Here is an 18,140-nt window from a genome sequence, read left to right as displayed (position 1 = left end):
GTTGGTCCATCAGTGGGAGTCCCGGTGACGCAGAACGGACAGGGTCCGGAGCATGGCGGCGGTCAGCCGTGGGGCGGCGCCTGGGGTCCCGCTGGTCAGCAGGGCGGGCAGCCGCTGCCGCCCGCGCAGCCGCTGCCCCCGGAGGCGCCGCAGGGCGCCGCCGACATGCAGTCCACCCAGTACCTGCCGCCGATACCGCCGCAGCAGGCCGCGCCGCAGCCCGGCTACGGCTACCCGGGCCCCGGTGCCCCGGCCGCCGCCGACATGCAGGCGACCCAGCACATCGCGCCGGTCCCCGGCGGGATGCCGCCGGTGCAGGGGATGCCGCCGCAGCCGGGCGGGATGCCGCCCGCGCAGGCCGCCCCGCAGCCGGGGTACGGCTACCCCGGCCCCGGCGCTCCGGCCGCCCCGCAGCAGCAGGGGTACGGCTACCCGCCGCCGGCCGGCGCCTCCGACGCGACCCAGTTCATCGCCCCGATGCCGCCGCAGCAGGGCGGGGGCTCCGACACCCAGTTCCTCGGCACGGGCCCGCTCGCGCACCAGGGGCCCGGTCCCGCCGGCGCCTCGGACGCGACCCAGTACATGGCCCCCGTACCGGCGGAGACGCCCGGTGAGCGGCAGCCGCCCGCCGAGTTCGACAACCTGTTCCGTACGGAGGCCCCGCGGCCGCCCCAGGGCTTCCAGCAGCCCGGCCCCGCCCCGTACCAGCAGCAGACCCAGCACCACCACCACCAGCCGCCGCAGCCCCCGCAGCAGCAGTACGGCTACGAGGACGCCTACTACGACGACGAGCCCGCGCCGCGCCGCAAGTCGCCGCTCGCGCTGATCGCCGCCGTCGTGATCGGCTGCGCGGTCGTCGGCCTCGGCGCCGGGGCGCTGCTCAGCGGCGGGGACGAGGAGAAGGACCCCAAGGGGGGCGGCCAGAACGTGGCGGCGAGCTCCGCCGCGCCGTCCGCCTCGGCGGAGCCCTCGGAGAAGCCGGCCGACCCGGCGGAGCCGCAGGCGCAGGAGCTCAGCAAGCTGCTCGCGACCAGCAGCAGCAGCCGTGAGACGGTGATCAGCTCGGTCGCGTCCATCAACCAGTGCAAGAACCTCGACAAGGCCGCGACCGATCTGCGGGGCGCCGCCGAGCAGCGCCGCGGGCTGATCACCAAGCTCGAGGCGCTGTCGGTCGACAAGATCCCGGACAACGCGGCGCTGACGGCGGCGCTCACCAAGGCCTGGCAGGCCTCGGCCGCCGCCGACGACCACTACGCGGCCTGGGCCGACCAGATGAAGAACAAGAAGGCCTGCAAGGGCGGCCACGCCCGCTCGACCAGCCAGAAGGCCGCGGGCGACGCGAAGAGCGGTGAGGCGAGCGCCGCCAAGAAGACGGCGGCCGGGCTGTGGAACCCGACCGCCGTGAAGTACGGACTCGAGAAGCGGAGCTGGACGCAGCTCTGAGCAGGCTTCGGCCTGAGCAGAACCAGGCCTGAGCAGACTCAGGCCTGAGCCGGCTTACGGGGCGCTGAGGACGGTCTCGCCGACGTCGACGAAACCGGGCTTCTGCGCCACGAGCCGTCCCTCGCGCACCACCTGGAACGTCACCTCGTGGTTGACGATCCGGGTGAAGCCGGGGGCGCCGAGCAGGTCCTCGTACTTCCAGCGCAGGCTGGGCGTGAGGCCGCCGGTGTCGATCCGCTCGCCCCGGTCGAGGGCGCGGGTGATCTGGCCGGCCGTGATCGTGTCCTCGTCGAGGGACTCGATCACCTCCTTGAGGACCGTGTACGCGATCCAGGTGGTCTGCACGCCGGTGTCGGCCGGGTCGACCCGGTTGTCGGCGAAGGCGTGCTCCTGGATGACCTTGCGCATCGGCGCCCAGCTCTTGTCGCCCGCCGCCGGGTACCAGCCGGTGACGAACGCGCCCTCGAAGGGGCTGTGGGGGCCGCCGGTGCGGTCGATGACGGGCTGGTCGACGCTGCCGAGGACCGAGGAGATGCGGACGGCGTCGCGCTTCTTCGCCTCCTCCTGCTGCGCGGGGAGCCGGCGGAAGGAGTCGAAGAAGGTCTGGGTGCGCTCGCCGAGGACGGCGGTCACGCAGCCCTTCTCGCCGCCGGCCCGGGTGCGGGCGCGGCCCGCCTGCTCGGTGTACTCGGCGGCGTCCTCCAGGGCCGGGATGTCGACGGCGCTCCGGTGACTCGCGTTGCGCAGGCCGGAGTTGAGGAAGTCGGGGAGCTTGTCCCCGGCGGTGGTGTCGGGGCGGACGAGGGAGACCTTCTCGCAGGAGTCGGCGAGCTGCATGCCGTGCCCGGCGACGAGCGAGGCCACCCCGCCGTTGACGGGGTACGAGAGCGTGCTCGTGAACTCGTCCTCCGCGATGCCGTAGCCGCCGATGTACGGGATGTCCGCGGCTTCCAGGGGGGCCATGAAGGCGCGGCCGTTCTGGCTGTACGAGCCGACGACGGCGACCGCCTTCTCGTGGACGGCCCGGCGGGCGCAGGCGGCGGCGCCGGCGCTGGTGTTCTGCTCGTTGCAGGTGAGGACGCGCAGTTCGTGCCCGTTGATGCCGCCCTGGGAGTTGACCCAACGGGCGAAGGTCTGTGCCATTGCGGGCATTCCGGGCATGTTGGTCGCTCGGGTCTGGTCGGGAGCCCAGGTCATCACCGTGACGGGCTCCCTGGAGCCCCCCGTGGCCCCAGGGAGCACGCCACACCCGGTGAGCAGCGACGCTCCGGTCGCCGCGGTCGTGACGTACGCGAGGAGTGAGGTCAGTCGCCTACCGGTCATGGGCATGCACATTTCCGCCCCACGGGTAACGCGGGAGTGAGCGCGGTTCAACGGTGGGTGACGCGAAGGTGAATTACGGGGGCGGCGGCCGCATGAGGAGGGGGCGAGTCCGCTTACCGGACAAGGGAACGTACGATCGAAACGTGTCCAGTCCAGTCTCCGGTTCGGTTAACTCTTCCCGTCGCGGCCGTCGCTCCTCCACCATGGGCGGCATGCCGCTCAACGACATGCCCTGGTGGCGCTGGCGCAGCAACGTGCGCTCGGCGCTGCACATGCTCTCCGACCCCGGATTCCACGAGACGACCTGGCTGGCCGGCCAGGACGGGTACGGCGACGTCACCGACGCCGTCTACCGCCTCGTCGAGGACACCTGGCTCGACAGCTGGTCCGCCGAGAAGTACGTGGGCTCGATCTTCCGGGACTCCGGCGAGGCCACCCTCGTCGACGTCGCCGTCCTCCGGGTGCTGCGGATCATGCACCAGGTGGGCCCGGACGCCCCCGTCTCCGTGTACATGCAGCACCCGGGCTGGCCGGAGGCCGTACGCGCCGCCCGCGAGGCCCACGTCCGCCTCGCCCAGGCCGACGGCGAGGACCCCGACACGCCCCCGCGCTCCCTCGACGTGCTCCGTATCATGACGCGGTCCTGAGGCGTTCCGCCTGCCGGACGGCGATCCTCCCGGCGGGGCGCTTGTGGCAGGCTGACGGGATGACCGACCAGTACGTCCTCACCCTCTCGTGCCCCGACAAGCAGGGCATCGTGCACGCCGTGTCGAGCTATCTCTTCATCACCGGCTGCAACATCGAGGACAGCCAGCAGTTCGGAGACCGCGACACCGGCCTCTTCTTCATGCGGGTCCACTTCTCGGCCGAGGCCCCGGTGACGGTCGACAAACTCCGGGCGAGCTTCGCCGCCGTCGGCGACGCCTACGCGATGGACTGGCAGATCAACCGCGCCGACCAGCCGATGCGGGTCGTGCTCATGGTCTCGAAGTTCGGCCACTGCCTGAACGACCTGCTGTTCCGGTCCCGGATCGGGGCGCTGCCGGTCGAGATCGTCGCGGTCGTCTCCAACCACCGGGACTTCGAGGAGCTGGTGGGCTCGTACGGGATCCCGTTCCGGCACATCCCCGTGACGAAGGAGACGAAGGCCGACGCCGAGGCGGAACTCCTGGACCTCGTCCACTCGGAGAACGTCGAGCTGGTCGTCCTCGCCCGCTACATGCAGGTCCTGTCGGACGACCTGTGCAAGCAGCTCTCCGGCCGGATCATCAACATCCACCACTCCTTCCTCCCCAGCTTCAAGGGCGCCAAGCCCTACCACCAGGCGCACGCGCGCGGCGTGAAGCTCATCGGCGCGACCGCGCACTACGTGACGGCCGACCTCGACGAGGGCCCGATCATCGAGCAGGAGGTCGAGCGGGTGGGGCACGAGGTGACCCCGGACCAGCTGGTGGCGATCGGTCGCGACGTCGAATGCCAGGCGCTCGCACGGGCGGTCAAGTGGCACGCGGAACGCCGAATCCTCCTGAACGGCCGCCGCACGGTGGTCTTCGCGTAAGGGTCCGCCCCCGTTGTGGGCATGCGTTCCGCCGGGGCGGTGCCCACCCCCGTTGTGGGCATTCGTTCCGCTGGGGCGGAACGGGTGGGCACAACGGACCCGCGCCCTGCCGGCGCCAGAGGCTTCCGCGCCCTGACCCGCACCACGATGTGCACCGTCGCTGGTGGTGCGGGTCCAGGCGCGGAAGGCGGAGGCGCCGCTGAGGGCGCCGTCCCGTGTGCCCACCCGTCCCGCCCTGCGGGACGATTGCCCACACGGAGGTGGGCGGGGGCACCGCCCAGCGCGGGCGCGGGCCCCACACGGGGGTGGGCGGGGGCACCGCCCAGCGCGGGCGCGGGCCCGCACGGCGGTGGGCGCCGCCCAGCCCGGCGGCCTACAGCCTGCTCAAGGACGCCGCCGCCGACAGCACGTCCCGGATCGCCTCCCGGTCGCCGTCCTGACCCGCCGCCGCCTCCTCCGGCGTGATGTGCCCCGCCACCAGCTGGCAGAACTCGACCCCGTCCATCGCCACCTGCGCCACCGCCCGTTCCGGTGAGCCGAGCGCCGCCGGCGAGTCCAGGGAGATGTACCAGTGGCCGCCGCCCGCGCCCTCCACCTCCAGGTGGAGCGAGCGGCCCGGCGCGCCCGCCGCGACGAGCTCCTTGGCGGGGCCGGCCAGGCCCGTGCGGCGGCGGTCGGCGAGGGCCGCCGGCAGCTGCCGCGCCGCGAGGTCGATCATCCCGTGCAGGTGCGCCCCGCTGGGCGGCGCGTACGGGTAGGCCACCGCCGTCGCGATGTCGTCCGCGTGCAGCCAGCACTCGAAGGCCCGCTCCAGGAGGGAGTCGCGGAGGGGGAGGGCGAAGTCCTTGTAGCTCACCGTCAGGTCCGCCACGCCCCTCCCCGCGAAGGCGACCGTCCGGATCAGCGTGTGCGACTGGTCCCGCCACGGCCCCCGCAGGGACCGGTTCGGAGGCCGGTCCAGTGCCGACCAGAACGCTTCCGTGCGCTCCGTCGGGGAGAGCTCCGGGACCCCCGCGCCCAGCGGGTCGTCCAGGCCGAGCGCCGCCGACACCAGGCCGTCCACCGCCAGGAGGTGGCCGATGACCGACGCGACGGTCGCCTTGCGGCGCACCACGTGGTCCTCCTCGTACCACTTGAGCCGTACCGGCGTGTGCCACTCGGACTCGCCGATGTCCCGGAGGAGCGCGTCGAGCCGGGCGGTCTCCGCGTCGTACGGCGTGACCCAGTCGGGGACGGGGATACGGGCGGGGCGGCGGCCCAGGCAGTTCTCCAGGACCCGGGAGCGGAGCAGCGGGTCGAGGTCCAGGTCCCGGTCCTCGTGGAGGAGCGCGACGGCGTCGCGGAGCCGGAGGGCCTCGTCGGCGCAGGGCGCGCATGCGGTGAGGTGGTTCTCGACGGCCTTGGTCTCGCCGGTGGAGCACGCCGAAAGCGCCCAGGCCCCGAGCAGGGACTTGAGCACGTTGTGGGTGAGGACCGGTACCTCCGGTTCCTCCACCTCCGGCTCCGCCGCCTCCGGCAGCCGTGCCGTCAGGTCCGCGTGGTCGTCGGCCGACAGGCGCGGTCCCGGTATCCAGGGGGCGCGTGCGACGTCGTCCGCGTCGTCGTTCGCCCCGGTCACGGCGTCCGTCCGTAGCCGGGCGGCGAGGACCCTTCGAGCGGTCGGGTGTTCGCGGAGGAGAGCAGCTGGAGTCCGAGCCGGAGGCGCCGGCGGGCCTCGTCCTCGGTGACGCCGAGGTCGGCGGCGGTCTGCCGGTAGTCGCGCCGCTGGAAGTACGCCAGTTCGAGTGCGGCTCGCAGCGGGGCGGGCATGGAGGTCACGATGTAGTCGGCGCGGGCGGCGACCGAGGCCCGGTGGACCTTCTGCTCCAGCTCCTCGGCGGAGCCGAGGCCCGTCTCCGCGTACGCCAGGGTCTCGGCCTGCCGCAGCCGGTGCACGGCCTGCCGCTGGGTCAGCTTGGCGACCCACGAGCGCATGTTGCCCTGCTTCGGGTCGTAGGAGTCGGGGTTCTCCCAGATGTAGCCGAAGACCTCGCGGGTGACCTGGTCGGCCGCCGCGTCGTCGTCGAGGACCCGGTGGGCGAGGCTGTGGACGAGGGCGGCGAACCGGTCGTAGAACTCGCCGAGGGCGGCGGCCTCCCCGCGCGCCAGCCGCTGCTGCATTCTGCGGTCCCAGCGCGGTGGTGTGTCCATCGCCATGAGGGCCTCCGTCCCGGTTCTCCTCCAAAGTAATGCGCCGCTCGGACAACGCACTCCTGTTTGCCGCAAGTGCGCCCTTGACGCGGACGCGGATGGTAAGGAAAGCGTCATCCCTGACGACGGGGGTTTCGGCGCCTGCTCGTGGGGCAGGCGGCGTCCGTGACGACGATCGAGGTCGACGAGGACGAGCACGGCCCCTGGACGGTATTCCGCGTCCGGGGGGAACTGGACCTGGTCACCTCCCCCCTGATACGCCGCCGCGTCCACGACGCCGTCGCGGGCGGCCGCCACGACCTGGTGATCGACCTGTCGGCCGTGCGCTTCTGCGACTCCAGCGGTGTCGGCGTGCTCATCGCGTCCCGCCGTCTGCTCCGTTCCTGCGGCGGCCGGCTCCGCCTGATCCTGCCCGTGGACGCGGAGGACCGGGACGGCGGTCACGTCGGCCGGGTGCTCTCCGCGCTGGGCGTGCGGCGCCTGTTCGACGTGTACGAGGACGTGCCGGAGGCCCTGGCGGAGGTCACCGGGGCGCCGCGCCGAAGCGCTCCCTGAGCTTGTACTTCAGCACCTTGCGCAGGGTCTCGTTCCGGGGGAGGGCGTCCACCACCTCCAGCTGTTCGGGCAGCTTGTGGACGGAGAGTCCGGCCTCCCGCAGAAAGGCCGTGACCTGCGGAAGGGCGAGCGGGGCGGCGTCCGGGGGCTGTTCGACGACGGCGCAGACGCGTTCGCCGCGCTCGGCGTCGGGGAGGCCTATGACGGCGGCGTCGCCCACGTCCGGGTGCGTGTGGAGGAGGTCCTCGATCTCCTTGGCCGAGATGTTCTCTCCCTTTCGGATGATGATGTCCTTGATGCGGCCCGTCAGGACGAGGTGGCCGCCGGCCGTGAGGTGCCCGACGTCGCCGGTGATGAGGAAGCCGTCCTCGTCGAAGGCGGCGGCCGTCTGCGCCGGGTCGAGATAGCCTCGGCAGACGGCCTCGCCGCGGAGCCGGACCTCGCCGTCGCCGGTGATCCGGATCTCCATGCCGGCGGGCGGGCGGCCTTCGGTGGAGGCGAGGTTCTCGACGGTGTCGTCGGGGGCGCCCATCGTGATCATGGGGACCTCGGTCATGCCGTATCCGTGGGTGAGCTGGCAGCCCAGCTCCTTCCGTACCGCGTGGTAGATCTCGGGCGGCTTGGGCGCCCCGCCGCCCGCGAGCAGGCGGAGGGTGGGGATGACGGGCTTCCCGGGCTGTTTGCGCTGCTCGGCGAGGAACATCGAGTAGAAGGCGGTGGAGCCGCCGGCGACGGTGACGCCGTGCCGGTTGTACTCGTCGAGGGCCTCCGGCAGCGCGAAGTGCTCGAACATCACGGCGGGGAACCCGTACAGCAGGAGCATCACCGTGTAGTCGGGCCCGGCGATGTGCGCGTACGGGAAGGCCATCGAGCCGATGTCCTCGGCCGTGAGCTGCAGGGCGTGGGCGAGGCAGGAGCCGCCGGCGAGGAGCGAGCGGTCGGTGTGCAGGACGCCCTTGGGGTCGGAGGTGGTGCCGGAGGTCCAGTAGATCCAGCGGACGTCGGTGCCGGAGGAGGGCGGCGGCGGCAGGACGGCCGGGTCGCCGTCCGGCAGGTCCTCGTAGGCTTCGAGGATCCCGCGCGCGCCGAGTCTCCGCGCCATCTCCGCATGGTCGAATCCACGCCAGATTCCGGGGACCGCGAAGAACTCCGCCTTCGACTCGCGGAGCGCGAAGCCGACCTCCTTGTCCCGGTAGAAGGGGATCACCGGGGACTGCACGGCGCCGATGCGGGCGAGCGCGAAGGAGAGCACGGCGGTCTCGATGCGGGTGGGCAGCTGCCAGGCGACGACGGTGCCGGGACGCACGCCCCTCCCGTAGAGACCGGCGGCGCAGCGCTCGGCGCGCTCGCGGAGTCCGCCGAAGGTGAGGACGCGGTCGCCCTGGAGGAGGACGGGCCGGTCGGGGGTGAGGGCGGCGCGGCGCTCGACGAGCTCCCAGAGCGTCCGGGACCCGCCGAGCGTGTGCGCGGTCTCGTTCATGACCGTACTCCTCTCGTCCGTACTCCGCCTGGCTGACGTTCCGTCAGATCGTGCGGTGAGCGTAGAGGTCCGGCGCTTGTCGGTCCAGGGGTGCGCGGATAGCCTTATGCCGTCAGATCTGACGGGTCATCAGAAACGGGCCGGGAACGGTCCGCCGAATCCGGGAGAGGCTCCATGACGGAACTGCCCCGCATCATCAGCGTCGACGACCACGTGATCGAGCCTGCCCACCTCTTCGAGACCTGGCTCCCGAAGAAGTACCGCGACCGCGGGCCGCAGCCCCTCACGGCCGGCATCGGCGAGCTCGCCTACGTCGCCGGCAAGTACCAGATCACGATGGACCCCGAAGGCCCGCCCACCGACTGGTGGATCTACGAGGACCTCAAGTTCCCGTACAAGCGGAACATCGCCGCCGTCGGCTTCGACCGTGACGACATGACGCTGGAGGGGATCACGAGGGAGGAGATGCGCCGCGGCTGCTGGGATCCGAAGGCCCGCCTCGCCGACATGGACCTCAACCACGTCGAGGCCTCCCTCTGCTTCCCCACCTTCCCCCGCTTCTGCGGGCAGACCTTCGCCGAGGCCCACGACAAGGAGGTCGCCCTCGCCTGCGTGCGCGCCTACAACGACTGGATGGTCGAGGAGTGGTGCGGCGACAGCGGCGGCCGGCTCATCCCGCTCTGCATCATCCCGCTCTGGGACATCGACCTCGCCGTCGCCGAGATCCGGCGCAACGCCGCGCGGGGGGTGAAGGCCGTGACCTTCTCCGAGATCCCCACCCACCTCGGGCTGCCGTCGATCCACTCCGGCTACTGGGACCCCTTCTTCGCCGTCTGCCAGGAGACCGGGACGGTGGTGAACATGCATATTGGATCCAGTAGCCAAATGCCGGCCGCGTCCCCCGACGCCCCGCCCGCCGTCCAGGCCTCGCTGAGCTTCAACAACGCCATGGCCTCGATGATGGACTTCCTGTTCTCCGGCGTCCTCGTCAAGTTCCCCCGGCTCAAGCTCGCCTACAGCGAAGGCCAGATGGGCTGGATCCCGTACGCCCTCGAACGCGCCGACGACGTCTGGGAGGAGCACCGGGCCTGGGGCGGGGTGCGCGACCTGATCCCCGAACCCCCGTCCACGTACTACTACCGGCAGATCTTCTGCTGCTTCTTCCGCGACAAGCACGGCATCGCCTCGCTCGACGTCGTCGGCCGCGACAACGCCACCTTCGAGACCGACTACCCGCACGTCGACTCGACCTTCCCCCACACCAAGGACGTCGCCCTCGACCACGTCCAGGGCCTCGACGACGAGACGATCTACAAACTCATGCGCGGCAACGCCATCCGCATGCTGGATCTCGGGATCGTCTGATGGACCTCTCCTGCACCGACGAGGAGGAGGAATACCGCGCCCGCCTGCGGGAATGGCTCGCCGCCACCCTGCCAGGCCTCCCCGAACGCCCCGACCCGCTCGACTGGCCCGCCCGCCGCGCCTACGACTGCGGCTGGCAGCGCCGCCTGTACGACGCCGGGTACGCCGACACCCACGGGGACGCCTCCCCGACCCAGCGCCTCATCTTCCTGGAGGAGACCGAACTCGCCGGCGCGCCCTACGTCGGCGCCAACTTCGTCGGCCTCCTCCACGCCGGACCCACCATCGCCGCCGAGGGCACGGCCGCGCAGCGCGAGCGGTGGCTGCCGCCGATCCTGCGCGGCGACGAGGTCTGGTGCCAGGGCTTCAGCGAACCCGACGCCGGGTCCGACCTCGCCTCCCTCCGCACCCGGGCCGTACGGGACGGAGACGCGTACGTCGTCACCGGCCAGAAGATCTGGACCTCGCACGCCGAGGTCGCCGACTGGTGCGAGCTGCTCGTACGCACCGACCCCGAGGCCGCCTCGAAGCACCGCGGCATCACCTGGCTCGCCATGCCCATGGACGCCCCCGGCATCACCGTACGGCCGCTGCGCACCCTCGCCGGGTCCACCGAGTTCGCCGAGGTCTTCCTCGACGAGGTGCGGGTGCCGGTGGCCAACCGGGTGGGCGAGGAGAACGACGGCTGGCGGGTCACCATGGTGACCCTGTCCTTCGAGCGCGGCACCGCCTTCGTCGGCGAGGTCGTCGCCTGCCGCCGCCTCCTCGGCGAACTCGCCCGCACCGCCCGCAAGAACGGCACCTGGGACGACCCCGTCCTGCGGCGCCGGCTCGGCAGGCTCTCCGCCGAGTTCCGGGCACTGTGGCGGCTCACGCAGGCCAACGTCAGCGAGGCCCAGGCGACCGGCGGGGTCCCCGGCGCCGGCGGCTCCGTCTTCAAACTGCACTACTCGCACGCCCGCCAGGAGCTGTACGACGCGGCCGCCGCCGTCCTCGGTCCCGACGCGCTCGACCTCGGCCGCGACTGGACCCTCGACCGGCTGTCCTCGCTCTCGTACACCATCGCGGCCGGCACCTCCCAGATCCAGCGCAACATCGTCGCCGAGCGCATCCTCGGCCTGCCGAAGGGGCGGTGAATCTGTCGTGGACTTCCGACTCACGGAGGACCAGCGGGCGCTGCGGCGCGGGGTACGGGAACTGCTCGCGCGGCTCTTCGACCGGGAGGCGCTGCGGGCGGCGGTCTCCGCGCCTCGTGTCGACCGGGAGCTGTGGCGGGAGCTCGGCGACGCCGGGTTCTTCGCGTTGTGCCTCCCGGAGGCGGAGGGAGGTGTCGGGCTCGGGCTGCCCGAGGCGGTCCTCGTCTTCGAGGAGGCGGGGAGGGTGCTGCTGCCGGGGCCGCTGGTCTCCACGCATCTGGCGGCGGGGTCCGTGCGGGGCGCGGCGGAGGGGGCTGTCGTGGTGACCCAGGTGTCGGAGGGGCTGGTTCCCTGGCTGGACGAGGCCGATGTGGTGCTGGGCGATGTGGGCGGTGCCGTGCCGGTGCGGTCGGTCGATCCGCTGACGCCGCTCCATCGGGTGCCCGGCACCGGGGGTTGTGCCCACCTGTTCCGCCCTGCGGAACGCCTGCCCACAACCGAAGTCCTTCTCACCGCCGCCGAGCAGGTCGGCAGCGCTCAGGCCACCATCGACATGGCGGTCTCCTACGCACGCACCCGGGAGCAGTTCGGGCAGGTCGTCGGGGGGTTTCAGGCCGTCAAGCATCTCTGTGCCGGGATGCTCGTGCGGGTCGAGCTCGCTCGGGCCGCCGTGTGGGCCGCCGCCGTCACCGGCGACCCCGTCGAGATCGCCGGGGCCAAGCTGCTCGCCGACGACGCGGCCGTCGGCAACGCGCGGGACTGTCTTCAGGTGCACGGGGGGATGGGGTTCACCTGGGAGGCCGACGTTCATCTGCATCTGAAGCGTGCCTGGGTGCGGGCCGAGCTGGGGATGACCGCCGCTCAGGCCGAGGAGACGGTGGCCGGGGGACTGTAGCGCTGCGCGTGCGACACGTCACGGAATGTTGATATCGGGTTGTGTCCTTCGGCGGGGCCGTCACGGCCCGGAGTCGGCCTCCGCCTCCGGTACGCTCCGTGGGATGCGAGTGCTCGTTGGCCCGGATCGTCCCGGTGTCGCCCCTGCGGCGGCTCCGTGGCCGGGAATGCCCGCCGCTCGCGCCCGGCGTTCGACTACCCGCAGCGTGCGTCGCACAGTATGGACCATGCGTACTCCTTCGCGCTGGAATATGCCCGAAGCGCTTGTTGCGGTGACTGTACGTCAACCATGCTGTCCCACAAGGGAATCACGTTCCGTAAAGGTGTGTCCGCCGGTTCGGATGGTGTGAGCGGTGCAGGTGCTTCAGGTTCAGTTGGAGGTCGGGCCGGACCCGGCAGAGGTGGGACGAGCCCGGAGGTGGGCCCGGTCGCGGCTCGCCGGGTCGGGCATAGGGGATGACGAGCCGCTCGCCGAGACGCTGGTGCTGCTCATCTCCGAGCTCGTGACCAACGCCGTGGTGCACACGGGCTGCCCGGCCGTGCTGCGGATGCTGTTCGCCGTGGAGGGCGGCGGGGTGCGGGTCGAGGTCGCCGACACGAGCGACCGCCCGCCGCAGCCCCGGCACGCGGAGGGCGACGACACCAACGGGCGCGGCCTGGAGCTGGTGGACGGCCTCGCGGACCGCTGGGGCTGGCAGCCGGAGGGTGTCGGCAAGAGCATCTGGTGCGAGGTGGACCGGGTCGCGCCCGTGTCGACGGCGGTGTCGACGCTGTCGCCCGGTCGGGTGCGCTGTTGACGATTCGTTCCGTTTTGCCCACCCTGGGGTGAGCGATTCGTGGCGAGGGGAGCCGAGGGCCGTGGCCCTCGGCGTGTGCGGGTCGCGTTCGGGCGGCGGCGGTCCGTGCCGTGCTCGGGGCGCGTGCGAGCGCGCCGCCGCCCGCGGGGGGTTCAGAGGATCGCGACCGGGGCCACCGGCGTGCCTGTGCCGCCGACGAAGGGTTCCGGCATGGCGGAGAGCAGGAAGGCGTAGCGCCTTTCCTGTGCACAGGCTGTGGACAGAGCCTCCAGATTCCAGTTCTGCCCCTGGAGCATGCCCATCTCGACGAGGTCGAGGGCGTGCACGGGCAGCCAGAGGTCCTCGATCTCGGGCGGGAAGATCTCGAAGGTGAGCGTGTCGTTGGCGACGGCCGCGACATCGTGGGCGTGGAACCACTCCGGCGTACGGACCGAGAGGCCCGGTGACGGGAACGCGTAGCCGTGCTTGTCCCCGGCCAGGTACGCCTGGATCTGCCCGGTCCGTACGAGGACGATGTCCCCGGACCGTACGATCACCCCGCCGAATTCCGCTGCCTCGTCGAGGTCTTCGGGGGTGACGGCGTGGTCCCCCGGCAGCCGGTCCACCCCCTTCGCCGCCGCCACGTCCAGGAGCACCCCGCGGCTGACGATGTGGCGGGCCGTGTGGATGCCGCTGAACTCGGAGCGGCCGTGCGGGGTGATGGTGGCGGCGGGGCGGCCGTTGTAGATGCGGCCCGAGTGGGAGACGTGCGTCAGGGCGTCCCAGTGGGTGCCGGCCTGGAGGCCGAGGGTCACGGCGTCGTCGCTGGTGGCGACCGTGCCGGGGCCGAAGAGCTCCTGGTTGACCTGGACCATGACGTGGAGCGGATTGACCCGGCCGGGGATCATGCCGGTCTGTACGCCGTCCTGCTCGAGGTCGACGGCGAGCGGGACGCGCAGGCCGGCGCGGACGGTGGCGACGGCCTTGCGCACGACCTCGTCGGTGACCAGGTTGAGCGTGCCGATCTCGTCGTCCTGGCCCCAACGGCCCCAGTTGTTGACGCGCTTGGCGATCTCGTGGAAGGCGGCGGGGAGAGACATCGGGGCCTCCGGGGTCTTGTTTTCCGGTATCTGACGGACCGTAGAATCCTGACGACGAACGAATCTAACGGACCGTCAGAAAGTGCGGGAAGGGGCCGGGCGTGGGGAACTTCTTGGCTGGCAAGGTCGTCGCCGTGACGGGGGCGGGGCGCGGCATCGGCCGCGCCGTCGCCCTCGCGTGCGCGGCGGAGGGCGCGAAGGTCGTCGTCAACGACTACGGGGTGTCGATCGAGGGCGGCGAGCCGACCTCGGAGGTCGTGGCGGAGGTGGTGAAGGAGATCGAGGCCGCGGGCGGGACGGCGATCGCCGTCGCGGACGACATCTCCACCATGGCGGGCGGGGCGAGGGTCGTCGAGACCGCCCTCACCGCGTACGGGCGGATCGACGGGGTCGTCTGCGTCGCCGGCATCCTGCGCGAGCGGATGCTCTTCAACATGTCCGAGGAGGAGTGGGACCCCGTCGTCGCCACCCACCTGAAGGGCACCTTCACCGTCTTCCGGGCCGCGTCGGCCGTCATGCGCAAGCAGGGCACGGGGACGCTCATCGGCTTCACCAGCGGCAACCACCAGGGCTCCGTCGCCCAGGCCAACTACTCGGCGGCGAAGGGCGGGATCATCTCGCTCGTACGGAGCGCGGCCCTCGGCCTCCACAAGTACGGCGTCACCGCGAACGCCGTCGCACCGGTGGCCCGCACCCGGATGTCCGCGAACGTCCCCATGGAGCTCAAGGAGATCGGGGAACCGGAGGACGTGGCGGCGCTCGTCGTCTACCTGCTGAGCGAGCGGGCCCGCGAGGAGAGGATCACCGGCCAGGTGTACACGATCGCCGGGCCCAAGATCGCGGTCTGGGCACAGCCGAGGGAGCTGCGCGCCGGGTACGCGGAGGGCGGCGGCTGGACCCCCGAACGCATCGCGGACTTCCTGCCGGGGACGGTCGGGACGGACCCGATGCCGATGCTGGCGCAGCTGGAGGAGATGGCCAGGGCGGCGGCCGCCGGCGACCGCCCGAACTCCCGTAAGGAGAACGGATCATGAGAGGCGTCGTCTTCGACGGGAAGCAGGTCCGGGTCGTCGACGACCTGGAGGTGCGGGACCCCGGTCCCGGCGAGGTGCTCGTGGCGATCGCCGCCGCCGGGCTCTGCCACAGCGACCTGTCCGTCATCGACGGGACCATCCCGTTCCCCCCGCCCGTCGTCCTCGGCCACGAGGGCGCCGGAGTCGTCGAGGCCGTGGGCCCGGGGGTCACCCATGTCGTCCCCGGCGACCACGTCGCCCTGTCCACGCTCGCGAACTGCGGCGCCTGCGCCGACTGCGACCGGGGCCGGCCGACCATGTGCCGGAAGGCCATCGGGATGCCGGGGCAGCCGTTCTCCCGCGACGGGCAGCCGCTGTTCCAGTTCGCCTCGAACTCGTCCTTCGCCGAGCGGACCGTCGTCAAGGCCGTCCAGGCCGTGAAGATTCCGCAGGACATCCCGCTGACCTCAGCCGCCCTCATGGGCTGCGGAGTCCTCACCGGCGTCGGAGCCGTACTCAACCGGGCGAAGGTCGGCCGCGGCGACACCGTCGTCGTCATCGGCACCGGCGGCATCGGCCTCAACGTCCTCCAGGGCGCCCGGATCGCGGGCGCGCTGACGATCGTCGCCGTGGACACGAACCCGGAGAAGGAGGCGGTGGCCCGGCAGTTCGGGGCGACGCACTTCCTCGCCTCCGCCGAGGGCGTACGCGACATCCTGCCCACCGGCGCCGACCACGTCTTCGAGTGCGTCGGCCACACGGGCCTCGTCCGGACCGCGATCGACCTCCTCGACCGGCACGGCCAGGCGGTCCTGCTCGGCATGACCGCGCCGAAGGCGGAGGCGAGCTTCCTGCCGGCCGCGATGTTCCTGGACAAGTCGATCCTGGGCTGCCGGTACGGCTCCTCACGGCCGCAGAAGGACATCGCCCTGTACGCGGAGCTCTACCGCTCGGGGACCCTGCTCCTCGACGAGCTGGTGACGGCGACGTACCCGGTGGAGGAGTTCGCGCGGGCCGTGGAGGACGCGGAACGGGGGAAGGTGGCGCGGGGGGTGCTCACGTTCTGAGCTGTACGGAACCAGGACCGGCGGCGGGCTACGGTCGTGGCCATGCCCTACCGCGAGCTCGCCACCCGTCCCGTCCTCGCCTGGTCCGCCGTCATGGTCACCGGCCGGCTGCCCGTCGCCATGGCGCCGCTCGCGCTCGTGTTCCTCGTGCGCGAGCGCCCCGGGGGCTACACGCTCGGGGCCGTCCTCGCCGCCGTGTACGTCCTCGGGGAGATCGTCGCCGCGCCCGTCCTCGGCATGCGGCTGAAGCCCGAACGGGCACGGCCGCAGCTCGTCGTCGGGATCGCGGCCGGCGCCGCCGGGTTCGCCGGGCTCGGGCTCGCGCCCGGCGCCCACCCCGTCGTCCTCGCCGCCCTCGCGCTGCTCGCCGGCGCGGGGCCCGCCGCAGTGCCCGGCGCACTGCGGGCCATGCTCACCAGCCTCGTCCCGGAGCGGGCCGTCACCCAGGCGATGAGCATGGAGTCGATGCTGACCTTCGGCCTCTGGGCGGCTGCGCCCGCGCTCACCACGGGGCTTGCGCTCGGCGTCGACCCTGCCGTGCCGCTGCTGCTGCAAGGCGCCCTGATGGGGCTCGCGGTGGGCGGGATGTGGCTGCTGCCGGCCGGCTGGGCCGCCGGGCCGCAGGAGAAGGAGGCCTCCCTGCGGCGGGCGCTGCTGCGGGCCTGGCCGGTGTACGTCCTCGGGGCCGCCGGTCTCACCCTGCTCGCACTCGCCGAACTGATCCTGCCCGCGCTGCTGGAACAGCGCGGGATCGGCATCGGCTGGGCGGGCCCGCTGCTCGCCGGGTTCTCGATCGGCTCGGCGGTCGGCGCCTTCGTGTACGGCCTCCGGGGGAGCTGGCCCGGCCCGCTGGCCCTCCAGTCCCTGGTCCTGATACTCGCGGTCGCCGCGGGCGTCGCGCTGGTCGCCGTACTGCCCTGGACGGCGGCGATCGCGGTCGCCCTGGTCGCCGCCGGGCTGCTGCAGGCCCCCGCGAGCCTCACCCGGAACCTGGCCCTTCGGCAGACCCTGCCGCCGTCCGCGCTCGCCGCCGGATACTCGGTCATGTACGCGGCGGTGGGCGCCGGTTACGCGGCCAGCGGCACCCTCGCCGGCGGGCTGCTCAAGGTGGTGGCCCCGTCGACGGCGATCCTCTGGGGGGTGGGCCTGACCGTGCTGCTCACGGCGATCGGCGCGGTGGGGGAGCGGCGGCTGCCCCTGCGTACCCCCGGCGTACCGGACGCGGGCGTTCAGGCCGAGGCCGCCCCCGTGCGGAAGGTCCGCCGGTAGGACGTCGGCGTCACCCCGATCGCCGTCATCAGATGCACCCGCAGCGACTGCGCCGTGCCGAAGCCCGCGTCCTGGGCGACCCGGTCGACGGGCAGGCCGGTGGACTCCAGGAGGTGCCGGGCGCGTTCGACGCGCTGCTGGGTGAGCCACTGGCCGGGGCTGATGCCGACCTCGTCGCGGAAGCGGCGCGTGAACGTCCGTACGCTCATCGCCTCCTTCTCCGCCAGGTCCCGCAGCTGGATCGGCTCGTGGAGGTGGGCCAGCGCCCAGGCCCGTGCGGAGGTCGTGGTGTGGGTGCCGGCGTCCGGCAGGGGCCGCTCGATGTACTGGGCCTGGCCGCCGTCCCGGTGCGGCGGTACGACGGTCTTGCGGGCGACGTCGTTGGCGACGGCCGTCCCGTGGTCGCGGCGCACGATGTGAAGGCACAGGTCGATCCCGGCGGCCACGCCGGCCGAGGTGAGGACGTCGCCGTCGTCGATGAAGAGGACGTCCGCGTCGACGAGGATGCTCGGGAAGAGGCGCTGGAAGTGCTCGGCGTGCGCCCAGTGGGTGGTGGCCGGGCGCCCGTCGAGGAAGCCGGCCGCGGCCAGCACGTACCCGCCGGTGCAGATGGAGACGAGACGCGTACCCGGCCGGATGTGCGCGAGCGCCGCCGCCAGCTCCTCGGGGAGCCTGCCCTCGTCGTAGACCGGACCGAGCTCGTACGAGGCGGGAACGACGACCGTGTCGGCGGTGGCGAGCGCCTCCGGGCCGTGCTCGACGTGGATCGAGAAGTCGGCGTCCGTCCGCACGGGACCGGCGGCCGGGGCGCAGGTCACGATCTCGTACAGCGGGCGTCCCCCGGGATCCTTGGCGCGGCCGAAGATGCGGTGCGGAATGCCCAGCTCGAAGGGGAGGATGCCGGGCAGGGCGAGAACGGCGACGCGGTGCGGCGACGACGGCACGGGCGGTGCTCCCTCCGTAATTCGGTG

General features: G+C 72.4%; 17 protein-coding genes. 11 read left to right on the top strand and 6 right to left on the bottom strand.

What is annotated here, in order from left to right; translation table 11 throughout:
• Positions 1-24: 24 nt before the first annotated feature.
• A complete protein-coding gene (locus AC07AW_RS05955; protein WP_478814224.1) occupies positions 25-1,443 on the top strand; it encodes a hypothetical protein in 1,419 nt (472 codons plus the stop codon).
• Between the two features lie 54 nt (positions 1,444-1,497).
• Here the strand turns inward: AC07AW_RS05955 and AC07AW_RS05950 are convergent, their stop codons facing one another.
• Positions 1,498-2,778 carry an ABC transporter substrate-binding protein gene (locus tag AC07AW_RS05950; RefSeq protein ID WP_478814223.1) on the bottom strand — a complete coding sequence of 427 codons (1,281 nt, stop codon included), beginning with the start codon at positions 2,776-2,778 and terminating at the stop codon, positions 1,498-1,500.
• A gap of 191 nt (positions 2,779-2,969) precedes the next feature.
• On the opposite strand from AC07AW_RS05950, the gene AC07AW_RS05945 reads away from it, so the two are divergent.
• Both AC07AW_RS05945 and purU read left to right on the top strand, forming a co-directional pair.
• Positions 2,970-3,413, top strand: coding sequence for an SCO4402 family protein (locus tag AC07AW_RS05945; RefSeq protein WP_478814222.1), 444 nt, complete (start codon positions 2,970-2,972; stop codon positions 3,411-3,413).
• Positions 3,414-3,472: 59 nt separating this feature from the next.
• Positions 3,473-4,324 (top strand): formyltetrahydrofolate deformylase, encoded by an 852-nt coding sequence (gene purU / locus AC07AW_RS05940; protein ID WP_478814221.1) that lies wholly within the window; start codon positions 3,473-3,475, stop codon positions 4,322-4,324.
• Positions 4,325-4,697: 373 nt separating this feature from the next.
• Here the strand turns inward: purU and AC07AW_RS05935 are convergent, their stop codons facing one another.
• On the bottom strand, positions 4,698-5,942 hold the full coding sequence (locus AC07AW_RS05935) for a maleylpyruvate isomerase N-terminal domain-containing protein (protein WP_478814220.1): 1,245 nt from the start codon (positions 5,940-5,942) through the stop codon (positions 4,698-4,700).
• Positions 5,939-6,520, bottom strand: a complete 582-nt coding sequence (locus tag AC07AW_RS05930) for a sigma-70 family RNA polymerase sigma factor (RefSeq protein WP_351185086.1) — start codon at positions 6,518-6,520, stop codon at positions 5,939-5,941. Before AC07AW_RS05930 ends, AC07AW_RS05935 begins: the two co-directional genes overlap by 4 nt.
• Positions 6,521-6,679: 159 nt before the next feature.
• Here AC07AW_RS05930 and AC07AW_RS05925 point away from each other — a divergent pair, with 159 nt between their 5' ends.
• The gene (locus AC07AW_RS05925) at positions 6,680-7,069 is read left to right on the top strand and encodes an STAS domain-containing protein (RefSeq protein ID WP_478814219.1); all 390 of its coding nucleotides are present in this window, start codon (positions 6,680-6,682) and stop codon (positions 7,067-7,069) included.
• On the opposite strand, the gene AC07AW_RS05920 is transcribed toward AC07AW_RS05925, so the two are convergent.
• Positions 7,038-8,549 (bottom strand): class I adenylate-forming enzyme family protein, encoded by a 1,512-nt coding sequence (locus tag AC07AW_RS05920; RefSeq protein ID WP_478814218.1) that lies wholly within the window; start codon positions 8,547-8,549, stop codon positions 7,038-7,040. The genes AC07AW_RS05925 and AC07AW_RS05920 overlap by 32 nt on opposite strands.
• 174 nt (positions 8,550-8,723) lie before the next feature.
• Between AC07AW_RS05920 and AC07AW_RS05915 the strand changes: the two genes are divergently transcribed.
• The 4 genes from AC07AW_RS05915 (at position 8,724) to AC07AW_RS05900 (ending at position 12,741) form a co-directional block, all read left to right on the top strand.
• Complete coding sequence (locus tag AC07AW_RS05915; RefSeq protein ID WP_478814217.1) at positions 8,724-9,914, top strand: amidohydrolase family protein; 1,191 nt, start codon at positions 8,724-8,726, stop codon at positions 9,912-9,914.
• Positions 9,914-11,050, top strand: coding sequence for an acyl-CoA dehydrogenase family protein (locus AC07AW_RS05910; protein ID WP_478814216.1), 1,137 nt, complete (start codon positions 9,914-9,916; stop codon positions 11,048-11,050). Before AC07AW_RS05915 ends, AC07AW_RS05910 begins: the two co-directional genes overlap by 1 nt.
• 7 nt (positions 11,051-11,057) lie before the next feature.
• Complete coding sequence (locus tag AC07AW_RS05905) at positions 11,058-11,945, top strand: acyl-CoA dehydrogenase family protein (RefSeq protein ID WP_478814215.1); 888 nt, start codon at positions 11,058-11,060, stop codon at positions 11,943-11,945.
• Between the two features lie 352 nt (positions 11,946-12,297).
• Entirely contained in the window at positions 12,298-12,741 is a 444-nt protein-coding gene (locus AC07AW_RS05900; RefSeq protein ID WP_478814214.1) for an ATP-binding protein, read from the top strand.
• 152 nt (positions 12,742-12,893) lie between these two features.
• Here the strand turns inward: AC07AW_RS05900 and AC07AW_RS05895 are convergent, their stop codons facing one another.
• The gene (locus tag AC07AW_RS05895) at positions 12,894-13,820 is read right to left on the bottom strand and encodes a cyclase family protein (protein WP_478814213.1); all 927 of its coding nucleotides are present in this window, start codon (positions 13,818-13,820) and stop codon (positions 12,894-12,896) included.
• Positions 13,821-13,921: 101 nt separating this feature from the next.
• Here AC07AW_RS05895 and AC07AW_RS05890 point away from each other — a divergent pair, with 101 nt between their 5' ends.
• Genes AC07AW_RS05890 through AC07AW_RS05880 form a run of 3 tightly spaced genes read left to right on the top strand, consistent with a single transcriptional unit; the run spans position 13,922 to position 17,169 of the window.
• Complete coding sequence (locus AC07AW_RS05890) at positions 13,922-14,854, top strand: SDR family NAD(P)-dependent oxidoreductase (RefSeq protein WP_478814212.1); 933 nt, start codon at positions 13,922-13,924, stop codon at positions 14,852-14,854.
• Positions 14,851-15,900 carry a Zn-dependent alcohol dehydrogenase gene (locus AC07AW_RS05885; protein WP_478814211.1) on the top strand — a complete coding sequence of 350 codons (1,050 nt, stop codon included), beginning with the start codon at positions 14,851-14,853 and terminating at the stop codon, positions 15,898-15,900. Before AC07AW_RS05890 ends, AC07AW_RS05885 begins: the two co-directional genes overlap by 4 nt.
• A 42-nt stretch (positions 15,901-15,942) precedes the next feature.
• Positions 15,943-17,169, top strand: coding sequence for an MFS transporter (locus tag AC07AW_RS05880; protein ID WP_478814210.1), 1,227 nt, complete (start codon positions 15,943-15,945; stop codon positions 17,167-17,169).
• Here the strand turns inward: AC07AW_RS05880 and AC07AW_RS05875 are convergent.
• Positions 17,130-18,113 (bottom strand): GlxA family transcriptional regulator, encoded by a 984-nt coding sequence (locus AC07AW_RS05875; protein WP_478814209.1) that lies wholly within the window; start codon positions 18,111-18,113, stop codon positions 17,130-17,132. The genes AC07AW_RS05880 and AC07AW_RS05875 overlap by 40 nt on opposite strands.
• Positions 18,114-18,140 lie beyond the last annotated feature (27 nt).

The organism is Streptomyces sp. NPDC044003 (assembly GCF_056435185.1).
The sequence above is the reverse complement of the archived record's forward strand: the minus strand, read 5'-3'. Positions and strand labels throughout refer to the sequence as shown.